The following is a 16,203-nucleotide window of genomic DNA, read 5'->3' as shown; positions in this document are numbered from 1 at the left end:
TTTGAATTAATGATATGCAGATCCTCAGTGAATTTCTGGATAGCAGGGTTATTATAGTGATTTTGTAAACCATCCAACCATTGCTGATTCGTCAAACCTGATTTGTATCAGTAAGTCAACTAATTTTGTTCGGATCAAAAATCGCGGAGTTGGTCGGTATACTCCCACAGCGAATGTTCATCAATTTCGATCTGAATCGCCTGAAGTTCCTTAACAAGCCCGGATATAAGCGGAGTTACGGCACCCAAAATCTCCTCTCGTTCCTCGGTATAAATAAACACCTTGCGCTTGTCTAGTTTGTTGAACCCTTCGAAGCGTGATACCACGCCCTTCCCGCTCGTGCTTGATATAAACATCATGCTGCAAACTTCCTTCAAACGTCATTCGATCCATGTCCTTAGGAACAATCAGCTCATGGATGTTTTGCGGCTTCATTGTGAATTCTGTGATGAGTGTGTGCTGCAAATCAATCCGTTCCACGGCTGTCTGGAGTTCCAGCTCCAGCTTGTAGATAAAATCATGCGTTCTTACATAGTTCTCTAGTGCAGAGCTCCAATCGAAAACAGTCAAGGTTGTCAGACAAGGCAGACGGTCCAATTCCGTGTAGTTGGTTAGGTTCGGGATTCGGTCCAGAGAAAGCGATTGGGTGCCCCATCGCACCATGACTCCGGCAATTTCCACCTGTTGGCTGCTATCTGCCTTGCCGGCAGCTTTGAAGTTATGTCGTTTGTCCTCCGGAATGCGCTCCCACTGCAGCTGACGATACATCTTGGGATTCCAGTCTCCGTAGCTTCTCGGCTGCTCTTCCACAAGGACCTCAAAATTTCCAATATAGGTATACTCCGGAGGAATCGGACCCGCACTAATTTTATGATCCAGATGATCACTCCAAAAATAAAAATTGATCACAAGCGGATTTGCCTGTTTCAGCTGATCAATGGAAGGAAGCTCCCTCCCGGTCCAATGCAGCATCAATGCAGCATAGCTGTCTTTTCCGTCCGGTTTGTCTGCTGGCACAATATGTGTAATCTGACATGCGATATAAGCGTTCAATTGCGGATTCCAGAATCCGAATACGTCACCTGGTTGTATCGACATATGTTACTCCTTTCAGTGTTCGAATGCGGTCAATGGCAAGCTGAAGCCACCGTGCAGCGGTTTCGTTCTATTTATTTTGAACAGTTACTTTATTTTAGTTAATTCAGTAATGTATTCCGTAATCTTTTGCTCAATTTCATCTTTACGTTCATTTAAATTTGGATACAGTCCGGTTTCGGTATTGCCAATCATGCCAAGCAGTGCAATAAATCTCCACTCATTTGCTCTTTTAATATCATTGTCTTGTAAATCTCTTTCGATATTTTCATTTCTAATTACACTTTCATAAGTAAACCGTTCACGACGTTTTGCTTCTCTTGTTTTTGTACCCTCTGGTGTATCGATTTTAGTGGGCGTTAGCAAATATTTATTAATTATTTCAATTATTTTCTGTGCCTCGTCAAGTTTATTCTGTTCTTTTAAAAGTCGAATTTCCAGTCCCCACATAGCATGAATAAAGTCCCAAACATTATACATTATAATTTTGTTCAAAAACTACATCATGTGTAAATGAAATGCATTTTAAAGATAGCTGTTGCTCACCATGCACATAAAGCCAATAAGCAAAATGACTAAGATTTTGGATATCTGCACCGCTTTTAAAAGAGCATTTTTTTAAATAAGCTTACAACCTTTTTCTTAGGGCATTGCTCCATTATTTGTTCAAAAATTTGCGTGTCTATTTTTATTTTCCTCCCAGTATATATAATTTCTTCATCACCACTGTACATCATTTTATGAGATTATTAGGGGAATACCAGCGTCGTTGTATAAGCTTCAAACAGGCCCCTATTCAAAGGATAAGACCAACTTATAACAGCTCATCTGCGATCATTTTCGCCTTTTCCGCAAGCTCCCTCATATCATCGGTCGGAACAAGTTCGGCTAAATCGTAGGACAACGGATTACGGGAAAACTTGTTCAATTCATCCCGAAGCAGGTTTCTTTTTTCTTCAGAGGCATCAATATAAAGTTTGCACGGCTGCCTAGCCTCATCCAAATCATGCAAATCGACATAGCCTGATTTAAGGCACTCCAACACAATGGCTGAAAGATCGATTAAAACACCGCAGGCAATATCAAGTTCTACCCGAAACATGCCGTTAGCACTTCTCCTATCAAATCCAATATTTCCTCCGTTTTTCAAGTCTCCCTCGGAAAGTAGAACATCGAAACCCAAGTCTTTTAAAATCTGATTGAGCGTCACATCCGTTAAGTCCAATCGTTCCAAATAGTCTATTAATGCTAACGAATCATCGGAACCGCCAATTAAATCTCCCCACCATTTGCTTATGTACATGTTCTTCCCCACTTTCTTTTAGGATTTCGTTTAGATGATATTTAGCTTGGCCGTAAGCATCCGAGCTGTTACTCTTTTTATTGTATTTTGTTTTTCCATAAAGGATTATCAGTTACTACAAACTTATTAAATAATGAATCGAATTTCTCACCTTCGAGAGACGAAACATGAACATATGGCTTGGACTCCATTGATTCATATAATGTTTCCACTGGTTTTGAAATTCCGCACATGGATAACATTGAAAAAACTTTATTTTTAACAGACTCAATTTCAGGGATATCCTTTAAAATTTCATCTTCTAAAAACGGTTGAGATTTTAGCATCTCAGATAATTGTCCGTTTCCTGAAAACTTCAATAAGTCTCTCCAATAAGGACAAGTAATCATTATACCAAGAAATTTCTCGATGTTTTTCCCAACTTTCCCTGCCTGTCCCTCGGAACTGATAAAGATAACTGGTAAATCTTCTACATCACCATCTCCGTACAAAGCGAATACACCACCAGAAGCATCTTGTGCTATGATAGTCACTTTGACATCGACTTCAAAAAAATTATCATTTGTATTTGAATTAGCTTCAACAATTTCAAAATCATAGTATTGTGAAAGAATACCTATTAGTTCAGTGTTTGAAACCATTTTATGATACATACTTTTACTTCCCAAAATATGAAACCTCCAATGTATAATACTTATAAAATCCCATTTTTTTAAACCCTTCAAACAAAATAACAATAAATTCTTCGAAAGACACTTCTTGTTTATTGTTAATTGACAAATCATCATCATGCCATATTTCAACAATAGACCAGTTATATGTTGTCAAAATGAACATAAATCTTCAATCATTTTAGTGCTTATTTCTGAATCCGTTCCCCAGTTCAAAATTTTTGCTGTTTGTTGAATTCTTTTCAAGGAATCGATAGCGCAATGCTTTAGCCCAGGATCAATTACCCCAGTTATTTTTATCTGACCAAAAGCGACAGCATAAGTGACCATATCACTTTGGATCATATTCATCTCGTCAGTCTCTACTACTCTTTTTACATCATCTTCTAACAAGCTGCTTACGGGAACATATTTCATTCCCCATACCTTTTCAATTATAAATTTAGGAAACTCAACAAAATTCAATTGACTTTTCTTTCGCAGATTTTCAGTTAATTCCGCCAATGTATCCGAGCCTTCATCACTGCCGAAAGGCGCTTCTTCCTCGCCGCAGTCATAATAAAAATCGTCTGCAAAATGTTTAACAAAATTAGGATGGGATGTCTTGGTATGGAGCCCTATTTCCTCATCATCAAAGTATAAATGGTTGATAAAATCAAAATTACTATCAGCCTGATAGCCTTTCTTTAACTTTTGTTTCATTAGTTTTTCAGCTTGTTTGGTACATTCTTCTTCAGAGTCAAATTCTTTGATCTCATATTTTCCGGCGGCGCCTGTCTTTCCATAATTCACAACAAAGTCACAGCCACTATAATCTATCCACCAAAATTTACTGGATTTTTCGTCATGAAAGGTGAATGATTGTTTCACTCTAACTCCCCCTAAATAATACGTTTCAGATCCCAAGACAGCTCTGCCTAACCGTATATTGATCCACACGGTAAGAATCTGTTATTTTTTCAAGAGCTTTGTTGAATGTAAAGTAATCTAGTGAATTGCTTCTTAAGTATGTTCTAGTAAGCATGGGAAATTTCACATAACAGACGACAATTGTTAAAAGAAAATAAACCATTAGACTAAGAAAATATAGTATTAGTCTAGGAAAATAAAGTTATAGAATGAGAAAATATAGTATTATACTGGGAATGGGCATTAATCTATCAGGCAGGATAATACAAATGATGAATAGAATAGTTACTATTTAAAAGGTCAATCTTACAGATACCTTTGAAAGAGACCCGATTCTCGTAATAAGTTAATTGGGTTTCTTTCATCTATGTGGTTTTTTTTGTTTGAGAAACTTTACTGCATTTTCTAATCTTAATACAGATACATCAATTTCAAAACACATTCGTAAGGTAGTATTAATTGAAGAATATGAGATGTGCTTTGGGTTGTTATGCTCTTTGATTTTTATATGGAAGAAGAGTACATAACTTAGGTTCTACAACTATTGGACGATATCAAACATGAAGGATATTATGTTCAAATGGCTGTAATATAGGAAATTGTTGTAAGAAGAAAATAAAGTTTTAGACTGCCGCTTATTATTGAGCTATAGTTCTTCGTTAGAGCTTAATGTTGTCTAATAAAGATCAATTTCCCAGTCTTCAAATTCTGGTTCAACCTTATAACTATTGTCAACATAACTTCTAATATACTGTGCTGCTCTCATTTCTGCATATTTGGCATTACAAACTATCCCTACTTCATCCATCTCGATTACATTTGCAAATATGGCATATGCTTGTTCTAGTGCACTTGGTTCTTCAAAAATACAAGAATAATCAATACCCTCAAGAAGTGGTAATCCCACTGTACCGTTTGCTATCCAATATGAAAATGTTCTAAGTGCTCCACTAAAGGAATTACTTAACTTTTGTATAGTCGCCGCCTCCAAATAGTAAAAGCTTCATGATCAATATCGTATTATATAAATGCATGAAGAGTTACAAATTCCATTTGATAAAGAAAGTTCTGAATCAATCTATAGACCTACGGGAAAATGCTAAGACTTGTACATGTTCGTCAAACCGGGCCAGATCTGACACGAAGCACCACAGGAAGGGCATCTCACTTGCCCGGCCAAATACGGAATGTGGCGCATGAGCCTGCTTTCGCCAATGTTGGAGCTAAGTTGCTGCAATACGGCCAATTCATTGTCCTTGATCGCCTGGGACGGCGTAATCGAGATAGATTCCTGCTCAGCATGAAATACAGGATCGCTCCGATAAGCCAGTAGCTTGTCGTCTTCAGGGGAAGGCCAAATATAGATATCTTCGCCGCAGGACAGACAAGAGGCCACATATTCGTCACCTTCACTGAACGTGATTAGAACTTCAGCCGCTTCCCTCCAGCCTCGGTACGCTGCATCGGCCGCGATGACGTACCTTTTCTCTCCGTTGTCTTTGCCGACTTCAGCCGCAAAACGCATCATATCTGAGCTATAACCGGCCAGTTCTGCGATAGCGGTCATATAGCTGTTGTAGATATCCATACACACAACCATACCGGCTCGATCCATTAGTGGCTGTAGTTCAACTGGCAACTCATAACCGGCCCCGCTGCTTTCACTCCGATTGGCTTCGAACAGGCCACAAGTCACGAAAATATCCAGCTTGACCTCCAGACTCTGCGATCGACGGGCAATCTCGGCCAGGTAAGGGACTGCGGCCAGTGTGCTTGAATAAATGGTATTTTGATGAAACAACTGCTCCCAATACAATTCAACTGTTACAGCTTCCTCATACTGCTTCTGCAACTGTTTGATCAGCTGCGGTACATTCTCAGCAGAGCCGTAGGGACCATCCATTTTGCCCCATACAAGACTGGCCAAATCCAGCATGTATCCACCTCGTTTTATGTTTATGTAGAAAATGTTGGTACTTACGTAAAGTTCAATTTTGAAAATTTGGTATGTAATGCTTATTTTGTCTGATGAACATTATCCTTTAATTGTACTTTCAACTATTCTAATGTTTTTAAATTTCATAGCTTCAAGTTTTTCTTTTGCTAGCTGTGTACACATCAACCAGTTGTGTTCATAGTCTTTTTCCGCCCTTATTGCTGTAGAGAAATCGGTATTAACAGGTTGAGGGTTACAAACATCAACATACGTGTCAGAATAAATATAAACAATGTCAACTTCTTTTTCTGGCAACCATTTTGCTCTCTTAATACGGGGTTTACCGTTATTTAATGTATGTTCCAACGGATTCTCTATCCATTGTATCTCATTCACTTTAAGTCCTGAAAAAGTTTTAACCAGTTGCTCCGCAATGGAGCGGTGCGTGAACATTCCTTCTTGTAGAGATGCGTTTACACCATGTGTTTCTATGAAATCTCCAACTTTTGAACCTATGACACCATATAAGCTTTCGTTAGACCACATAGCTTCAATTGGTTCATTTTCTTTAGGTTTGGATGGCATATCCTTACCTTTCCATGTTGTCGCAATATTAACATACCCATAATCATCATCTATAAATGACTCCGCATTAATTACCCAACCAGTGACCGACATTTTTCCACCTCATATCATGATCAATTTCGTATTATATAAATGCATTAAGAGTTACAAATTCCAGTCGATAAAGAAAGCTCTGAATCAATCTATAGACCTACGGGAAAAAGCTAAGACTTGTACATCGTACTTCTCAGTTTTCGGCTATGGGCTGCCGCCTCATCGATGAGTTCATTACTTTGATAGAACTCTGCCAAATTTCTCCTGATATTGCTCTTGCTTCAACAAAAATCTCTCCACGGCATGATGCAATTCCTTCATCCTGCTTCCCCTCTTCCTCCACCATCAACCAACCGCAGCAAGGTCGCATGCAACGCGTCAAATCGCTGTTCATCTTCCGCTGAGAACATCAGCAGATATCCGTCACGGTTGTTCATGACCACAATCACCTCGCCCGCTTGACCATAAAACTGCACGCCCGTATACAAGCCCGAATCCGCTTGCTTGGATGAAAACATCATCTTAATCCCTTCTACAACCTGTTCATCGATTTGCCAGTATTCCTCATTGCAAAACTCCATCGAAATCACTGCTTGAAAATAGGCCATGGCATGTAGGAACTCCGTAAGAGACTCGCTTGTCTGATACCACTTCTCCTTCCTGTAGTTCTCATACACAGGGGGATTGGACGCTGCCAAGTCCTCCCGGCGTATGCCCCAAACGCAAGTACCCTGATTTTCCAAATAGAAAATCAAATAGTCGTCATTCTCATATTGATGAAAATCTTTCGGCTTAATCAAGAAATCCTGGGAACCATTCAATTGCGGATGTGCACCCAATTCCAGATAGTAATCCTTCAACACTTCGGGTATACTCCCATATCGACTGATCCACGATTGCAATTCCTTCACGTCGAAACCACAGGATTCCGTGATGTGAAACAAGTTGCGGATTGCTGCAAAATCGGTCATTGGCTCCACTTCTCCTTGTAAGCGCCCAATATCGGCGTTCATGATCTATATTCATAAACCGCTCTCTCAAACGCTGATCGTTATCAAACAAAAGAGAAAGGATAATGCTCAGGCAAATCCGGATGCAACATCCTAAGACATGATCCCAACTGTCCGGGCAGGTCGCTTTCTTCAAAATCTTTTATCTGATCGATCCACTCTTCGTATTGATGAATCAAGTCAGCTAACTGCAAAAACTGCCAAAAATCGATGAATAGCGCTGTCACTTTCGGCTGAGTCAGGCTATGGTCAAAAAAAGAAAGGCTCCCATCCATTCTGTTCATCAGCCAAGCATCACCTTGGCCGTTAGCAGCAATCTGTACATAGTTGTTTTTCAAATGCTCATCTTCGCAATACAGATTGTCGCCTTTATCATCTTCAAACACCATTTCAGCAGCAAGCTCTTGACCTGCCAGCATCTGCAGCACATCCACAAGCCGGATAATATCCAGCGGTACTGTGGACAGTTTATTGCACATATGGCGAGACAGCGGTACCTGCACATTGGCAAAGGGCGCCAGAATTTCTTGTACGTTGCGAATTTGAAGCACTGGCTTATCGGTATCCATATAATTCCTCCATGACCATGATCAAACCCTCATCTAATACTCGTAAAGTTTGTAGCGATGGTTCTGTCACACATATTCCCTCCCACTCGTACCCTATTGAATAAATCCCACCAATAATACCACATCTTATTATTTTTCAGATAATTGACATATTGTCCCGCTGAATCAATGGATTCCAGTACATAGTGACAGAACATAAAATGCTACTTGGCCAGATAGCTCAGGAAATATTTTTCCCATCCATAGCCATTCGGTTCATGGCCCATCGCTTCAAGCTTAGTCTTCAACTTGCTACATGCAAATTACGAAAATAATCACCCATTGGTCTTTTCCTCCTTAGTCCAACTCCGCACGGGAAAACAAATCACGTATCAAGGTATCATCCTCACAAGCGGCCTTAAAACCTAGAGCAAACCTTTCCAGCGCTTCGCCGTCCGTTGAGTAAGCACAGAACATACTCGCCTCGGGATCAAATTGGATCTGAACTGCCAACTCCGGCATGATTTCCTCGATGAAAACAGCGGCCAAAGAACCCCAGTCATAGCCGTTTCCTTCAAATCCCTCGTCAGCACGTTCCGCAAAAATCTTATTTTTATAGCTCCCCACATTCAATATCAGCGACACCGAATCCGCATGATCCACCCATACGAAGGGTAAAAGGGGTTCTGCATCCGGAGATGGAAAATACTTTTGTGAGGATGTGATGACAGGGTCAGGTGTGTCCTCCTTTTTCATCTGGCTTGCAAGGCTTTTCTTGGACATCTGCACGAAGTTGTTGGCCTGCTTGTCCGCTGGATTCAGTTGATATGCTATCTCGAATTGTTGCAGAGCTTCCCAAGCTCTTCCAGAATAATAATAGGCGTACCCTAAACGAAAATGCCACAGGGAATCTTCCTTCCCCTGATCCTGCACGGATAATAGCAACCTGATAGCCTTATCATAGTCGTCTATATTGTTATAGGCGCGTATCAGATGACCCGTGAGTTCATAGTCTATATCGGTGTCTGGCAATGCCACAATCTCGTCTATAATCTTTTGATGATCCCCCTGTTCAAACCATCTGTTTAATTCTTTCAACTGTTCTTTTTTCATGGACAGGTATCCCCTTTCATACTATGCTGAATATCACATGTTGTTTTGCTGCCAATGTCTTTTCGTAAAAAGCAAGAAGAGCGCTGAATTCTCCCTTAAGCTCATGCCAAAGCGCTTCTTTGCAATTCTCCTCCCAAATGCGTGGATAAATTTCATTTCCGCGAAAGGCGGCTAAATCAAAGCTCAGCTCTAGCACATCAAAGTCCACTTGCTTCATCGCCTGGATTATATCGGCCAACTCATCCTGTTCGGTGCAAGCAAAAAATCCGTCATCCTCCCCAACATCAAACACATGAACACCTACCACGGATTCGCTAAGCCGGTCGCCTTCAATCGGCTCGCTTGCCGAAACGCCAGTAAGCAAGAAATGCAGGCCGTCCCACAGCTTGTCTATCTCATAGCTCGCTGTCTCCGCCTCAATCAGCTCCTCCAGCGTATCCATTAGAGCTTCGCTGTCCATCTTCATCATTTGCTCCAATGTATCCTCGCTTACCATCACGTATTGCCCGCGCATCCCCATATGCTTCTCCTCCTGCCTTCCCTAATACTTATCACTTCCGGTTCGCTGCTGCCCAGACAGCCGCGAAACCATCCGCGCACTCGCCCTTCTCTTTTTGCTGCCGTTTTTGCAGATTGTCCAGGCTGCCCCAGATCAGTTTCACCAGATGGCGGGCATGATGAGGAGCTAGTGGCACCATAATCCCGGCGAGAGCTTGCAGATTCGCTGCGGTTTCGAAATTTGCGCGATATTTGCTGAATTTGCCGTCATGGCTGCTAAGCAGACAAGCCGCCATTGTCGGCAGCGTCGTTTCGTCAATCCCATACTGCATAATGAATGCCCCGGCAAAAGCAGACGAAACGGACTGATGCTCGTCATCTACGCGCTCCATATAGGCCTCCACGAGCGAAAAATAACGTCGATTCGATAGTCCCAGTCCAAATACGGCATACGTGCCGGGCATGCAGTTTTTCTCGCCCTCTGTATCTTCATACCATTCATACTCCATCATCGCCAGCCGCGCGTAAGTCTCTAACTTCGGATGCAACTCCTCATACTGCAAAGCATTAGCAAAGAAACGATGGGTTTGCGATTTCGCCAGACCGGGAACAGATACTATGTTTTTGGCTTGCGATTTCAGCCTAATCTGATAGCTTCGGAAGAACCCTTTCTCCAGCAGGCGACAAATAAAATCTAGACCCTTCGCATAACTGTCCGAGCATTCTTCCTTGATTCGAATGGTGATAATCGAGAAAACGTCATGAGCCTGACATTCGATCTGTTCATCCTTGTAACGGATATCTTCTGCAGGAAGCGTTCCGCTGCCCTCCTTGATCACCTTAACCGCTTGCCTACTGCCTAGTTCCTTCAGCCTTTCCAGCAGATCAAGTCCATTTTGTCGACAGTAGTTGGGTTCGTATTTAATAATCAAAATGGCCGTTTGCAGAACCAGTTCCATTTGCTGCGGCTCCATTGCGGTTAAGTCGATACCCTCTTTTATTGTATGTTCAGCTTGCCCCCATCTGGTCTCGACACTATGGAAGTAAATCGGCAAAAACACACTTTCAGCCCACAAACGAAATGCACGAATATAATTGGAACGATGCTCATCCAGCTTTGATTTATTCCCTTTGTTCCGTTCCATCACCAATTCATAGACACGCATAATAAAAGCAGTATCTATATCCTGAAACAGCTGCGGATCGACCAAATGTCGAGAGAGAAAGAAGCTCTCCAGCGGATCGGTCGGATAAGACTGGCCTTCCAGTTTATCCTCGATATAGGCATGAATGCGCTGCAACAGCAGCTCGCGCTTGCGCTCGTTCACATCGTTCAGTATGGGAAGTGTTTCGGAGCCACCGACTTTGATGCTTGCTTGAAATCGATAACTCACCAAGACGCTGTTCTCATAGGTTTGCAGCTTTTGTCTGATTCCCTTTTCCAACAACGGCATCAACGCATTCTCTATTTCCTGATGGGTCAGCGGATTTTCCAGACGAGTCCCCTTGTGCTGATAGTCAGGTGAACCTTTAATCCAAGAATACAATTTGATTATCCCATCCCTGTACTCGATATGTAAAAAGTCATGAATGCCGATTTGCAGCGAAGTTCGCCCAGTAATTTCGTTTACGTCTTTTTCCTTTTTCCGTTCGATCTGTTGAAACCATTCATCCACTGCACCAAGGATTTCTTCCGATAACGTATTGATCAGGGTGTGCTGTGTCATCTTGCGTTTCACCTCATTTGATTAATAAAAACAAAGACCGACAACAAGGTTTTCTGAAAGTACTGACCCTACTCAACCATTTAGTCGTCTAATAATCTGTTTCTTTTTTTGTCCGGATAGCTCTCCATTTGATATATTTACCATAAGGAGAATATCTCGCTCGCAAATTTGTGTAAAGAAAAGATCAGCATGTAACTCTTCCAACACTTGAATGCACATCTCTACCATCTTATTTCTAAACTGACTAACTTTACCGTTGCTGGTAAGCAGGGTTACATGCTTCACCATCGTCTCGCACACAACATTAAAATGCTCTGCATGTTCTCCTTCATATTTCCACTCTGTTGTTTCATACTTGTAAAATCCCTGTTCCTTGGGATCTTTCTCGACAACCTGTTTTAAAAAATCTTTTGTGTTCATTGCAGGACATACCATAGTTGCGTTAGCATCCAAATACAGCCCAAAAGCAATAATTTCTTCTTGTTCATAGAGATTAACCATACTAGCAAAGGTTGTTCGAGTAGCAGATTTTATCTGTTTTTTGATTTCATCATAATCAAAAGGCTTAGATGTTGGTGTTCGATTTAACTTATCCAAGAATTCCTTAAAACTATTAGCTAACACTGTTTTTTCATACCCGACTTGATATATGTGTTTTACAAAAGTGATCCTTGGCTCATCTTTTGCAGTACATTGTGAGTAATCAAATACAAAACGTTCTGTACGTGCTGCATCTAGATTTTCACCAAAATAGATTCCGATATCCGGCAAATTGACAAGTCCAGGATAATCTTTTCGTTCTTTTTCACTCTCCAATTCACAAATGGAACTGATATAGGAGCAAATGAAAAGTTGTTTAACATTTTGATTCTCATCATAAGTAGGAAAACAGTTCCTTTTCAAGAGACCTCCATTTTGAGTGTTCTGTAACAGCGATATATAGGATTGTGGTAATTTATACTGAAGATTCTTCTCATATTGCAACTTTTCTTCTTCTGTAAAAATCGGTCTTCTAAAATCTTCTTTCCTTTCATTCCATAATCTCTTAAAATCAAGGTCTATATCTTTCACTCCTACACCTCCATTCTAGCTAAAAAATTACCAATCTCTCTCCCTAATGGCCGTCTCGCTATCGATATCCACCTTAAACGCATGCAGGATTGCTTCTACGGTCGTCCCGATGGAATCCCGTGCCACAGTTTCGATCTCGCTGTCATGCTCATCGAATTCTTCCTGCAAATCGTTGATGGCGATTGTCATCTCATCCAGTTTGCCTTGTATCACTTCGTCCGAATGTGACCCACTTTCCAAAAAATTCACCACTATAAGGATCTGCTCTTTCACCTTATCCACTAAGAAAACAGGATAGTAGCTGTCGTTATACATGTCTTTTAAATAGTTAAAATTAGCATCCAATTTCATTACATTACCACCTTTCAGTGTTTGATTGTTTTAATCTTTTTTTATCAGCTAGTTGCCAAATTCACATAAGTATTGTCAAACCGTCTCTGGCGCAAATCGTTACGGTCGATTAGAAATTCAAGAAAGCCAGCATCCCACCAGCACATACCCGCAGCATCAAGTGAGGAGAGTGAGAACAACAATCGCCAGTTCTGAGCCGCTTCACGATGCTCCGATTCTCGTGCCTTAAACACTTGCAAGAGTGGAATTAGCTCGTTTTCAATATGTTCGGCATATTGATTCTGCCCACCAGCCAACGCTTCTCTTGCCTTCTCATGCAGTTCCTCCTCGGTTCTATGGGTTTGATAGAGCAAAGCCTTCATCCCATTCCTGCATAGATAGGCATGCAGAGACGTATCGCCAGACCAGGACTGCAAACCTCCCCAAAGCGAATCACTCTGATCACATACCTCCAAATACAGCTCCTCATATTTATCCATTAACTCTTCTGTCTCTTCCTCCAAATCTGCAAGGGACAGATGTGGGGCAAACGTGGCCCGATGAGCAACAAACTCCCGCTCATCCCCATATACCTCTTCCTTATCTGTTGGAGGCTCGGCCAATATCAACTGCTGCAGGTCACCATCATAGTAAATGACGCGATGATCCACATTGTAGGCTGGCTCGTCTGCTCCTAGAAAAAAATACAGCATGCCTGTGGCAGGCAAATCATCTGCAGTCGTAAAGGGCAACTCTCCTAGATTGATTTGGGCCAGGAACGTATACCATTCTCCATCCTCCGTACAAGGCCAAGCAATAGACGGTGGGAGATCCGGACGACCCGCTACCCGGCTGTTGCCTGTTTGGCTGTAATCTTCTTCCCCGACCAACTCCAGCCTCATCGCCACTTCTGCATGCTGATGCAGCAGCGCCGCTACTTGCTCATCTTCCTCGCCATGATATTTGCTAAGTAAATCTATAATAGCTTGCTTTCTCCAGCTTTCTCTCATGTTGGCACACTCCTTGTATTTCTCCTTCAAGGGAAATCTAGTTCTGGTGTAATTTTTTGAAAGATCTTCTCTACCTCGGCAATATGGCTGCGCTCAAGTTCCTGCCATTGAACATGCGACATGAGCACAAACACATGAGTATCCGACCAATAGGAATCCCGAAACAACCGAATCTCAAACTGCTTTTGAATGATATCCGCAATGCCTCGAATCGTAATGTAACGATCGTTAGGCGAAAACGTCAGTGGAATCGAATAGATCTCACCTGCGTATGACAGGGTCAGTCCTTCAGCCATCTCTTCCACGATCACTTCTCCAGGCAAAAATTCGCCAAATAATCGAACGACCTCACAATCTACTTCTCGCCAATCCACAGTCACCCCGTACACCCAGGAAAACAGATTAGCTCGTACCGACGACAACTCCTCTTCCCTGGCTGCCTGCAAGAAGTCCGTCCGATCATCGTCACTGAACACACCCGGATGCCTTTTCAAAAATGCATCAACATCCTCAACACTTCCGTGGAGTAGAAATTCCCAATCTTGCTGTTCCACTTGTTTCATCGCGCTCACCTCGTCGATGTTCTCGTTTAGCATTTTGCCCTATCAAATCCGAATCATTTCTACTATTCAAAATGGTTGAACCGTGCTGTGCCATATGATTCTGACTCATCCCAAAGCCTCCTTACGTCTGTTGATGGAACAGGCACAGCGTGCGGCAATCCGTACAAATCTCGATATATAACGTACCTTCAGAGCCATCCATCAATGCGTTCCATGGAAGCGCTGCGAGAAATTTCATGGTTTGATCGCAGTCCGAGCATGTCGCGAATTCCGCGTCCTGCACCCAATCCGGCAAGCCGCCGATCGTGATGACCTCATCACCACCGCTAGCATAATGCATCGGGACTGCTTCGGCACTAAGTGTGAGCTGATTCCCGTTCATCTCCAAGAGATCTGCCTCCGAACAATAATTTTCCATTTCTAAGGATGCCTCATATGGAATGATCTCACTACGGCCAGTTTCGTCATAGCGCACGAACGTCTCTTCTATAAATGTGATACAATTCGGGCAGATGGAAATGGTCAGCACTCCATCGACTTCCAGATAAGAAAATCGCTCATCAAGGCCGTCCAGCCGCAGGACATCGATCATCTGACAACCGCAATGCGGACAGTGCTGCTTCAATAATTGGCCAGCTTTCGCAGCCTGATCGACACCGTCTCCCGGCAGCATCGCTCGAAATACAATGAGCTGCGATTCCCTCGATCATCGAAATGCCAGCCACCATAGTGGGCATAGATGGATGGATTCACATGCAGCTTGCTGCGCCAGGCCAGCGGATTTCTCTCCAGCTTCAGGAATGCTTCCTGAACGACTTCATCGCCTTGCAGGGCGAGGCAGAGCAGCAAATGATTTGCTTCATCACATGCAGGATCAAAAAGACGCGTGAGCAGCTGATCCCGTACCTCGGGTAAAGCATTCCAATAGAGCTTAGGTGGATAGAAGATCCCCTTGTCGAACGCTGCTTGTGCAATTCGCGCAGTGTTGATGTCGTGATAGCCAAGCAACCCATTGAAGTCTTGATAGACTTGATCCCACTCCCCGATCGTTTCAATATTCGAGATGATCGATTCGACCATTTTCTCCACTTCTTCACTGCTCATAGCTTGGCAGGCTTCTCTATGATTCTTTATTCGACAGCAATCACAGATTCCTTTAAAACCAATAGATTTTCCGCATTCTTGGCATTGATTCGGCATCTGTTTTCTCAACTTACTCACCTCTACTTTTTTGTCCTCACGCTAATAATGCCATCCGTATTCAGGGTGAATCCGATAAAAGGTTGGGGGAAGATCATACTGTACGGCAGCGCAAGGTTTGTTTGAGAAGGCTTCTCAGAGGAAGTTAAGAACTGATAGGCATTCTTGTATGTATCGATCACTTGCATGACGGTATGCTCAGGATATCCGTAGGTTCGCAGATGGAAAGCGCTCCGCTTCTGAACACAACTATTCAGAAGTTCTTTGAACTCACCTGGTGCAAGGATAAAATTGATTTTCCAAAATCCTGTTTTGATCATTCCCACGCGATTACTCTCTTCCGTTTACAAGATATCTTTATTATAAGACTATTGTATAAAAATAGAAAGGGAAGGTCAATCCAACAAAAAAACCAAAAAAGCAGGCAGGGGTCATCGGGTACCCTACCAACTTGTGATGGGTCTCTGAATCTATTCCCAATATTTCAACAATGGTTCAGCAAACATATAAAATTCGAATGAGTCCGGTTCTTTCCCGATTGAGAGCCCAGTTCCGTAAAGACATAGTGGGCTTTCCTTTCCATGCTGTCGCTATGCTTGAG

22 protein-coding genes are annotated in these 16,203 nt (G+C 42.3%); all 22 read right to left on the bottom strand.

Going from position 1 to position 16,203, the window contains the following annotated elements; all coding sequences use genetic code 11:
- Positions 1-210: 210 nt before the first annotated feature.
- The 22 genes from H4683_RS05245 to H4683_RS05145 all read right to left on the bottom strand — a co-directional run bounded on the left by H4683_RS05245 (position 211) and on the right by H4683_RS05145 (position 15,928).
- A complete protein-coding gene (locus H4683_RS05245) occupies positions 211-1,098 on the bottom strand; it encodes a hypothetical protein (protein WP_192597788.1) in 888 nt (295 codons plus the stop codon).
- An 84-nt stretch (positions 1,099-1,182) separates the two neighbouring features.
- Positions 1,183-1,590 (bottom strand): DUF6707 family protein, encoded by a 408-nt coding sequence (locus H4683_RS05240; RefSeq protein WP_192597787.1) that lies wholly within the window; start codon positions 1,588-1,590, stop codon positions 1,183-1,185.
- Entirely contained in the window at positions 1,568-1,684 is a 117-nt protein-coding gene (locus tag H4683_RS22325) for a hypothetical protein (RefSeq protein WP_420826543.1), read from the bottom strand. Before H4683_RS22325 ends, H4683_RS05240 begins: the two co-directional genes overlap by 23 nt.
- Before the next feature lie 225 nt (positions 1,685-1,909).
- Positions 1,910-2,398: an imm68 putative immunity domain-containing protein gene (locus H4683_RS05235; RefSeq protein WP_192597786.1), complete on the bottom strand. Its 489-nt coding sequence runs from the start codon at positions 2,396-2,398 to the stop codon at positions 1,910-1,912.
- A gap of 77 nt (positions 2,399-2,475) precedes the next feature.
- The gene (locus H4683_RS05230; protein ID WP_192597785.1) at positions 2,476-3,066 is read right to left on the bottom strand and encodes a hypothetical protein; all 591 of its coding nucleotides are present in this window, start codon (positions 3,064-3,066) and stop codon (positions 2,476-2,478) included.
- Positions 3,067-3,222: 156 nt separating this feature from the next.
- Entirely contained in the window at positions 3,223-3,939 is a 717-nt protein-coding gene (locus H4683_RS05225) for a WGR domain-containing protein (RefSeq protein ID WP_192597784.1), read from the bottom strand.
- A gap of 715 nt (positions 3,940-4,654) precedes the next feature.
- A complete protein-coding gene (locus tag H4683_RS05220; protein ID WP_225941896.1) occupies positions 4,655-4,969 on the bottom strand; it encodes a DUF7677 family protein in 315 nt (104 codons plus the stop codon).
- Between the two features lie 108 nt (positions 4,970-5,077).
- Entirely contained in the window at positions 5,078-5,914 is an 837-nt protein-coding gene (locus tag H4683_RS05215; protein ID WP_192597783.1) for a hypothetical protein, read from the bottom strand.
- A gap of 99 nt (positions 5,915-6,013) precedes the next feature.
- On the bottom strand, positions 6,014-6,592 hold the full coding sequence (locus H4683_RS05210; RefSeq protein ID WP_192597782.1) for a hypothetical protein: 579 nt from the start codon (positions 6,590-6,592) through the stop codon (positions 6,014-6,016).
- Between the two features lie 257 nt (positions 6,593-6,849).
- Positions 6,850-7,503 (bottom strand): hypothetical protein, encoded by a 654-nt coding sequence (locus H4683_RS05205; RefSeq protein WP_192597781.1) that lies wholly within the window; start codon positions 7,501-7,503, stop codon positions 6,850-6,852.
- An 83-nt stretch (positions 7,504-7,586) separates the two neighbouring features.
- Positions 7,587-8,111 (bottom strand): hypothetical protein, encoded by a 525-nt coding sequence (locus tag H4683_RS05200; RefSeq protein ID WP_192597780.1) that lies wholly within the window; start codon positions 8,109-8,111, stop codon positions 7,587-7,589.
- A 336-nt stretch (positions 8,112-8,447) separates the two neighbouring features.
- Positions 8,448-9,203, bottom strand: a complete 756-nt coding sequence (locus H4683_RS05195) for an immunity 51 family protein (RefSeq protein ID WP_192597779.1) — start codon at positions 9,201-9,203, stop codon at positions 8,448-8,450.
- A gap of 16 nt (positions 9,204-9,219) precedes the next feature.
- Entirely contained in the window at positions 9,220-9,723 is a 504-nt protein-coding gene (locus tag H4683_RS05190; protein WP_192597778.1) for a YfbM family protein, read from the bottom strand.
- Positions 9,724-9,754: 31 nt separating this feature from the next.
- Positions 9,755-11,428: a DUF6138 family protein gene (locus H4683_RS05185; RefSeq protein WP_225941895.1), complete on the bottom strand. Its 1,674-nt coding sequence runs from the start codon at positions 11,426-11,428 to the stop codon at positions 9,755-9,757.
- Positions 11,429-11,500: 72 nt separating this feature from the next.
- Positions 11,501-12,499: a DUF4303 domain-containing protein gene (locus tag H4683_RS22100; RefSeq protein WP_192597777.1), complete on the bottom strand. Its 999-nt coding sequence runs from the start codon at positions 12,497-12,499 to the stop codon at positions 11,501-11,503.
- Between the two features lie 27 nt (positions 12,500-12,526).
- Entirely contained in the window at positions 12,527-12,850 is a 324-nt protein-coding gene (locus H4683_RS05175; protein WP_192597776.1) for a DUF5713 family protein, read from the bottom strand.
- 44 nt (positions 12,851-12,894) lie between these two features.
- Positions 12,895-13,839, bottom strand: coding sequence for a YwqG family protein (locus H4683_RS05170; protein ID WP_192597775.1), 945 nt, complete (start codon positions 13,837-13,839; stop codon positions 12,895-12,897).
- 26 nt (positions 13,840-13,865) lie between these two features.
- Entirely contained in the window at positions 13,866-14,402 is a 537-nt protein-coding gene (locus H4683_RS05165; RefSeq protein ID WP_192597774.1) for a hypothetical protein, read from the bottom strand.
- The gene (locus tag H4683_RS05160) at positions 14,350-14,511 is read right to left on the bottom strand and encodes a hypothetical protein (protein WP_192597773.1); all 162 of its coding nucleotides are present in this window, start codon (positions 14,509-14,511) and stop codon (positions 14,350-14,352) included. Before H4683_RS05160 ends, H4683_RS05165 begins: the two co-directional genes overlap by 53 nt.
- A 12-nt stretch (positions 14,512-14,523) precedes the next feature.
- Positions 14,524-15,027: a hypothetical protein gene (locus H4683_RS05155; protein ID WP_192597772.1), complete on the bottom strand. Its 504-nt coding sequence runs from the start codon at positions 15,025-15,027 to the stop codon at positions 14,524-14,526.
- Positions 15,024-15,506 (bottom strand): hypothetical protein, encoded by a 483-nt coding sequence (locus H4683_RS05150; RefSeq protein ID WP_192597771.1) that lies wholly within the window; start codon positions 15,504-15,506, stop codon positions 15,024-15,026. The genes H4683_RS05155 and H4683_RS05150 overlap by 4 nt, the downstream gene beginning before the upstream one ends.
- A 119-nt stretch (positions 15,507-15,625) precedes the next feature.
- Positions 15,626-15,928: a hypothetical protein gene (locus H4683_RS05145; RefSeq protein WP_192597770.1), complete on the bottom strand. Its 303-nt coding sequence runs from the start codon at positions 15,926-15,928 to the stop codon at positions 15,626-15,628.
- Between the last annotated feature and the right edge of the window lie 275 nt (positions 15,929-16,203).

The organism is Sporosarcina limicola, assembly GCF_014873855.1.
Taxonomy (GTDB): Bacteria; Bacillota; Bacilli; order Bacillales_A; family Planococcaceae; genus Sporosarcina; species Sporosarcina limicola.
This window is presented reverse-complemented; position numbering and strand designations above follow the sequence as displayed.

Coding starts and splice junctions, on each gene's coding strand:
- H4683_RS05245 (WP_192597788.1), bottom strand. CDS start 1,098: ATGTCGATACAACCAGGTGACGTATTCGGATTCTGGAATCCGCAATTG.
- H4683_RS05235 (WP_192597786.1), bottom strand. CDS start 2,398: ATGTACATAAGCAAATGGTGGGGAGATTTAATTGGCGGTTCCGATGAT.
- H4683_RS05215 (WP_192597783.1), bottom strand. CDS start 5,914: ATGCTGGATTTGGCCAGTCTTGTATGGGGCAAAATGGATGGTCCCTAC.
- H4683_RS05210 (WP_192597782.1), bottom strand. CDS start 6,592: ATGTCGGTCACTGGTTGGGTAATTAATGCGGAGTCATTTATAGATGAT.
- H4683_RS05205 (WP_192597781.1), bottom strand. CDS start 7,503: ATGACCGATTTTGCAGCAATCCGCAACTTGTTTCACATCACGGAATCC.
- H4683_RS05200 (WP_192597780.1), bottom strand. CDS start 8,111: ATGGATACCGATAAGCCAGTGCTTCAAATTCGCAACGTACAAGAAATT.
- H4683_RS05195 (WP_192597779.1), bottom strand. CDS start 9,203: ATGAAAAAAGAACAGTTGAAAGAATTAAACAGATGGTTTGAACAGGGG.
- H4683_RS05190 (WP_192597778.1), bottom strand. CDS start 9,723: ATGGGGATGCGCGGGCAATACGTGATGGTAAGCGAGGATACATTGGAG.
- H4683_RS05185 (WP_225941895.1), bottom strand. CDS start 11,428: ATGACACAGCACACCCTGATCAATACGTTATCGGAAGAAATCCTTGGT.
- H4683_RS05175 (WP_192597776.1), bottom strand. CDS start 12,850: ATGAAATTGGATGCTAATTTTAACTATTTAAAAGACATGTATAACGAC.
- H4683_RS05170 (WP_192597775.1), bottom strand. CDS start 13,839: ATGAGAGAAAGCTGGAGAAAGCAAGCTATTATAGATTTACTTAGCAAA.
- H4683_RS05165 (WP_192597774.1), bottom strand. CDS start 14,402: ATGAAACAAGTGGAACAGCAAGATTGGGAATTTCTACTCCACGGAAGT.
- H4683_RS05160 (WP_192597773.1), bottom strand. CDS start 14,511: ATGAGTCAGAATCATATGGCACAGCACGGTTCAACCATTTTGAATAGT.
- H4683_RS05150 (WP_192597771.1), bottom strand. CDS start 15,506: ATGAGCAGTGAAGAAGTGGAGAAAATGGTCGAATCGATCATCTCGAAT.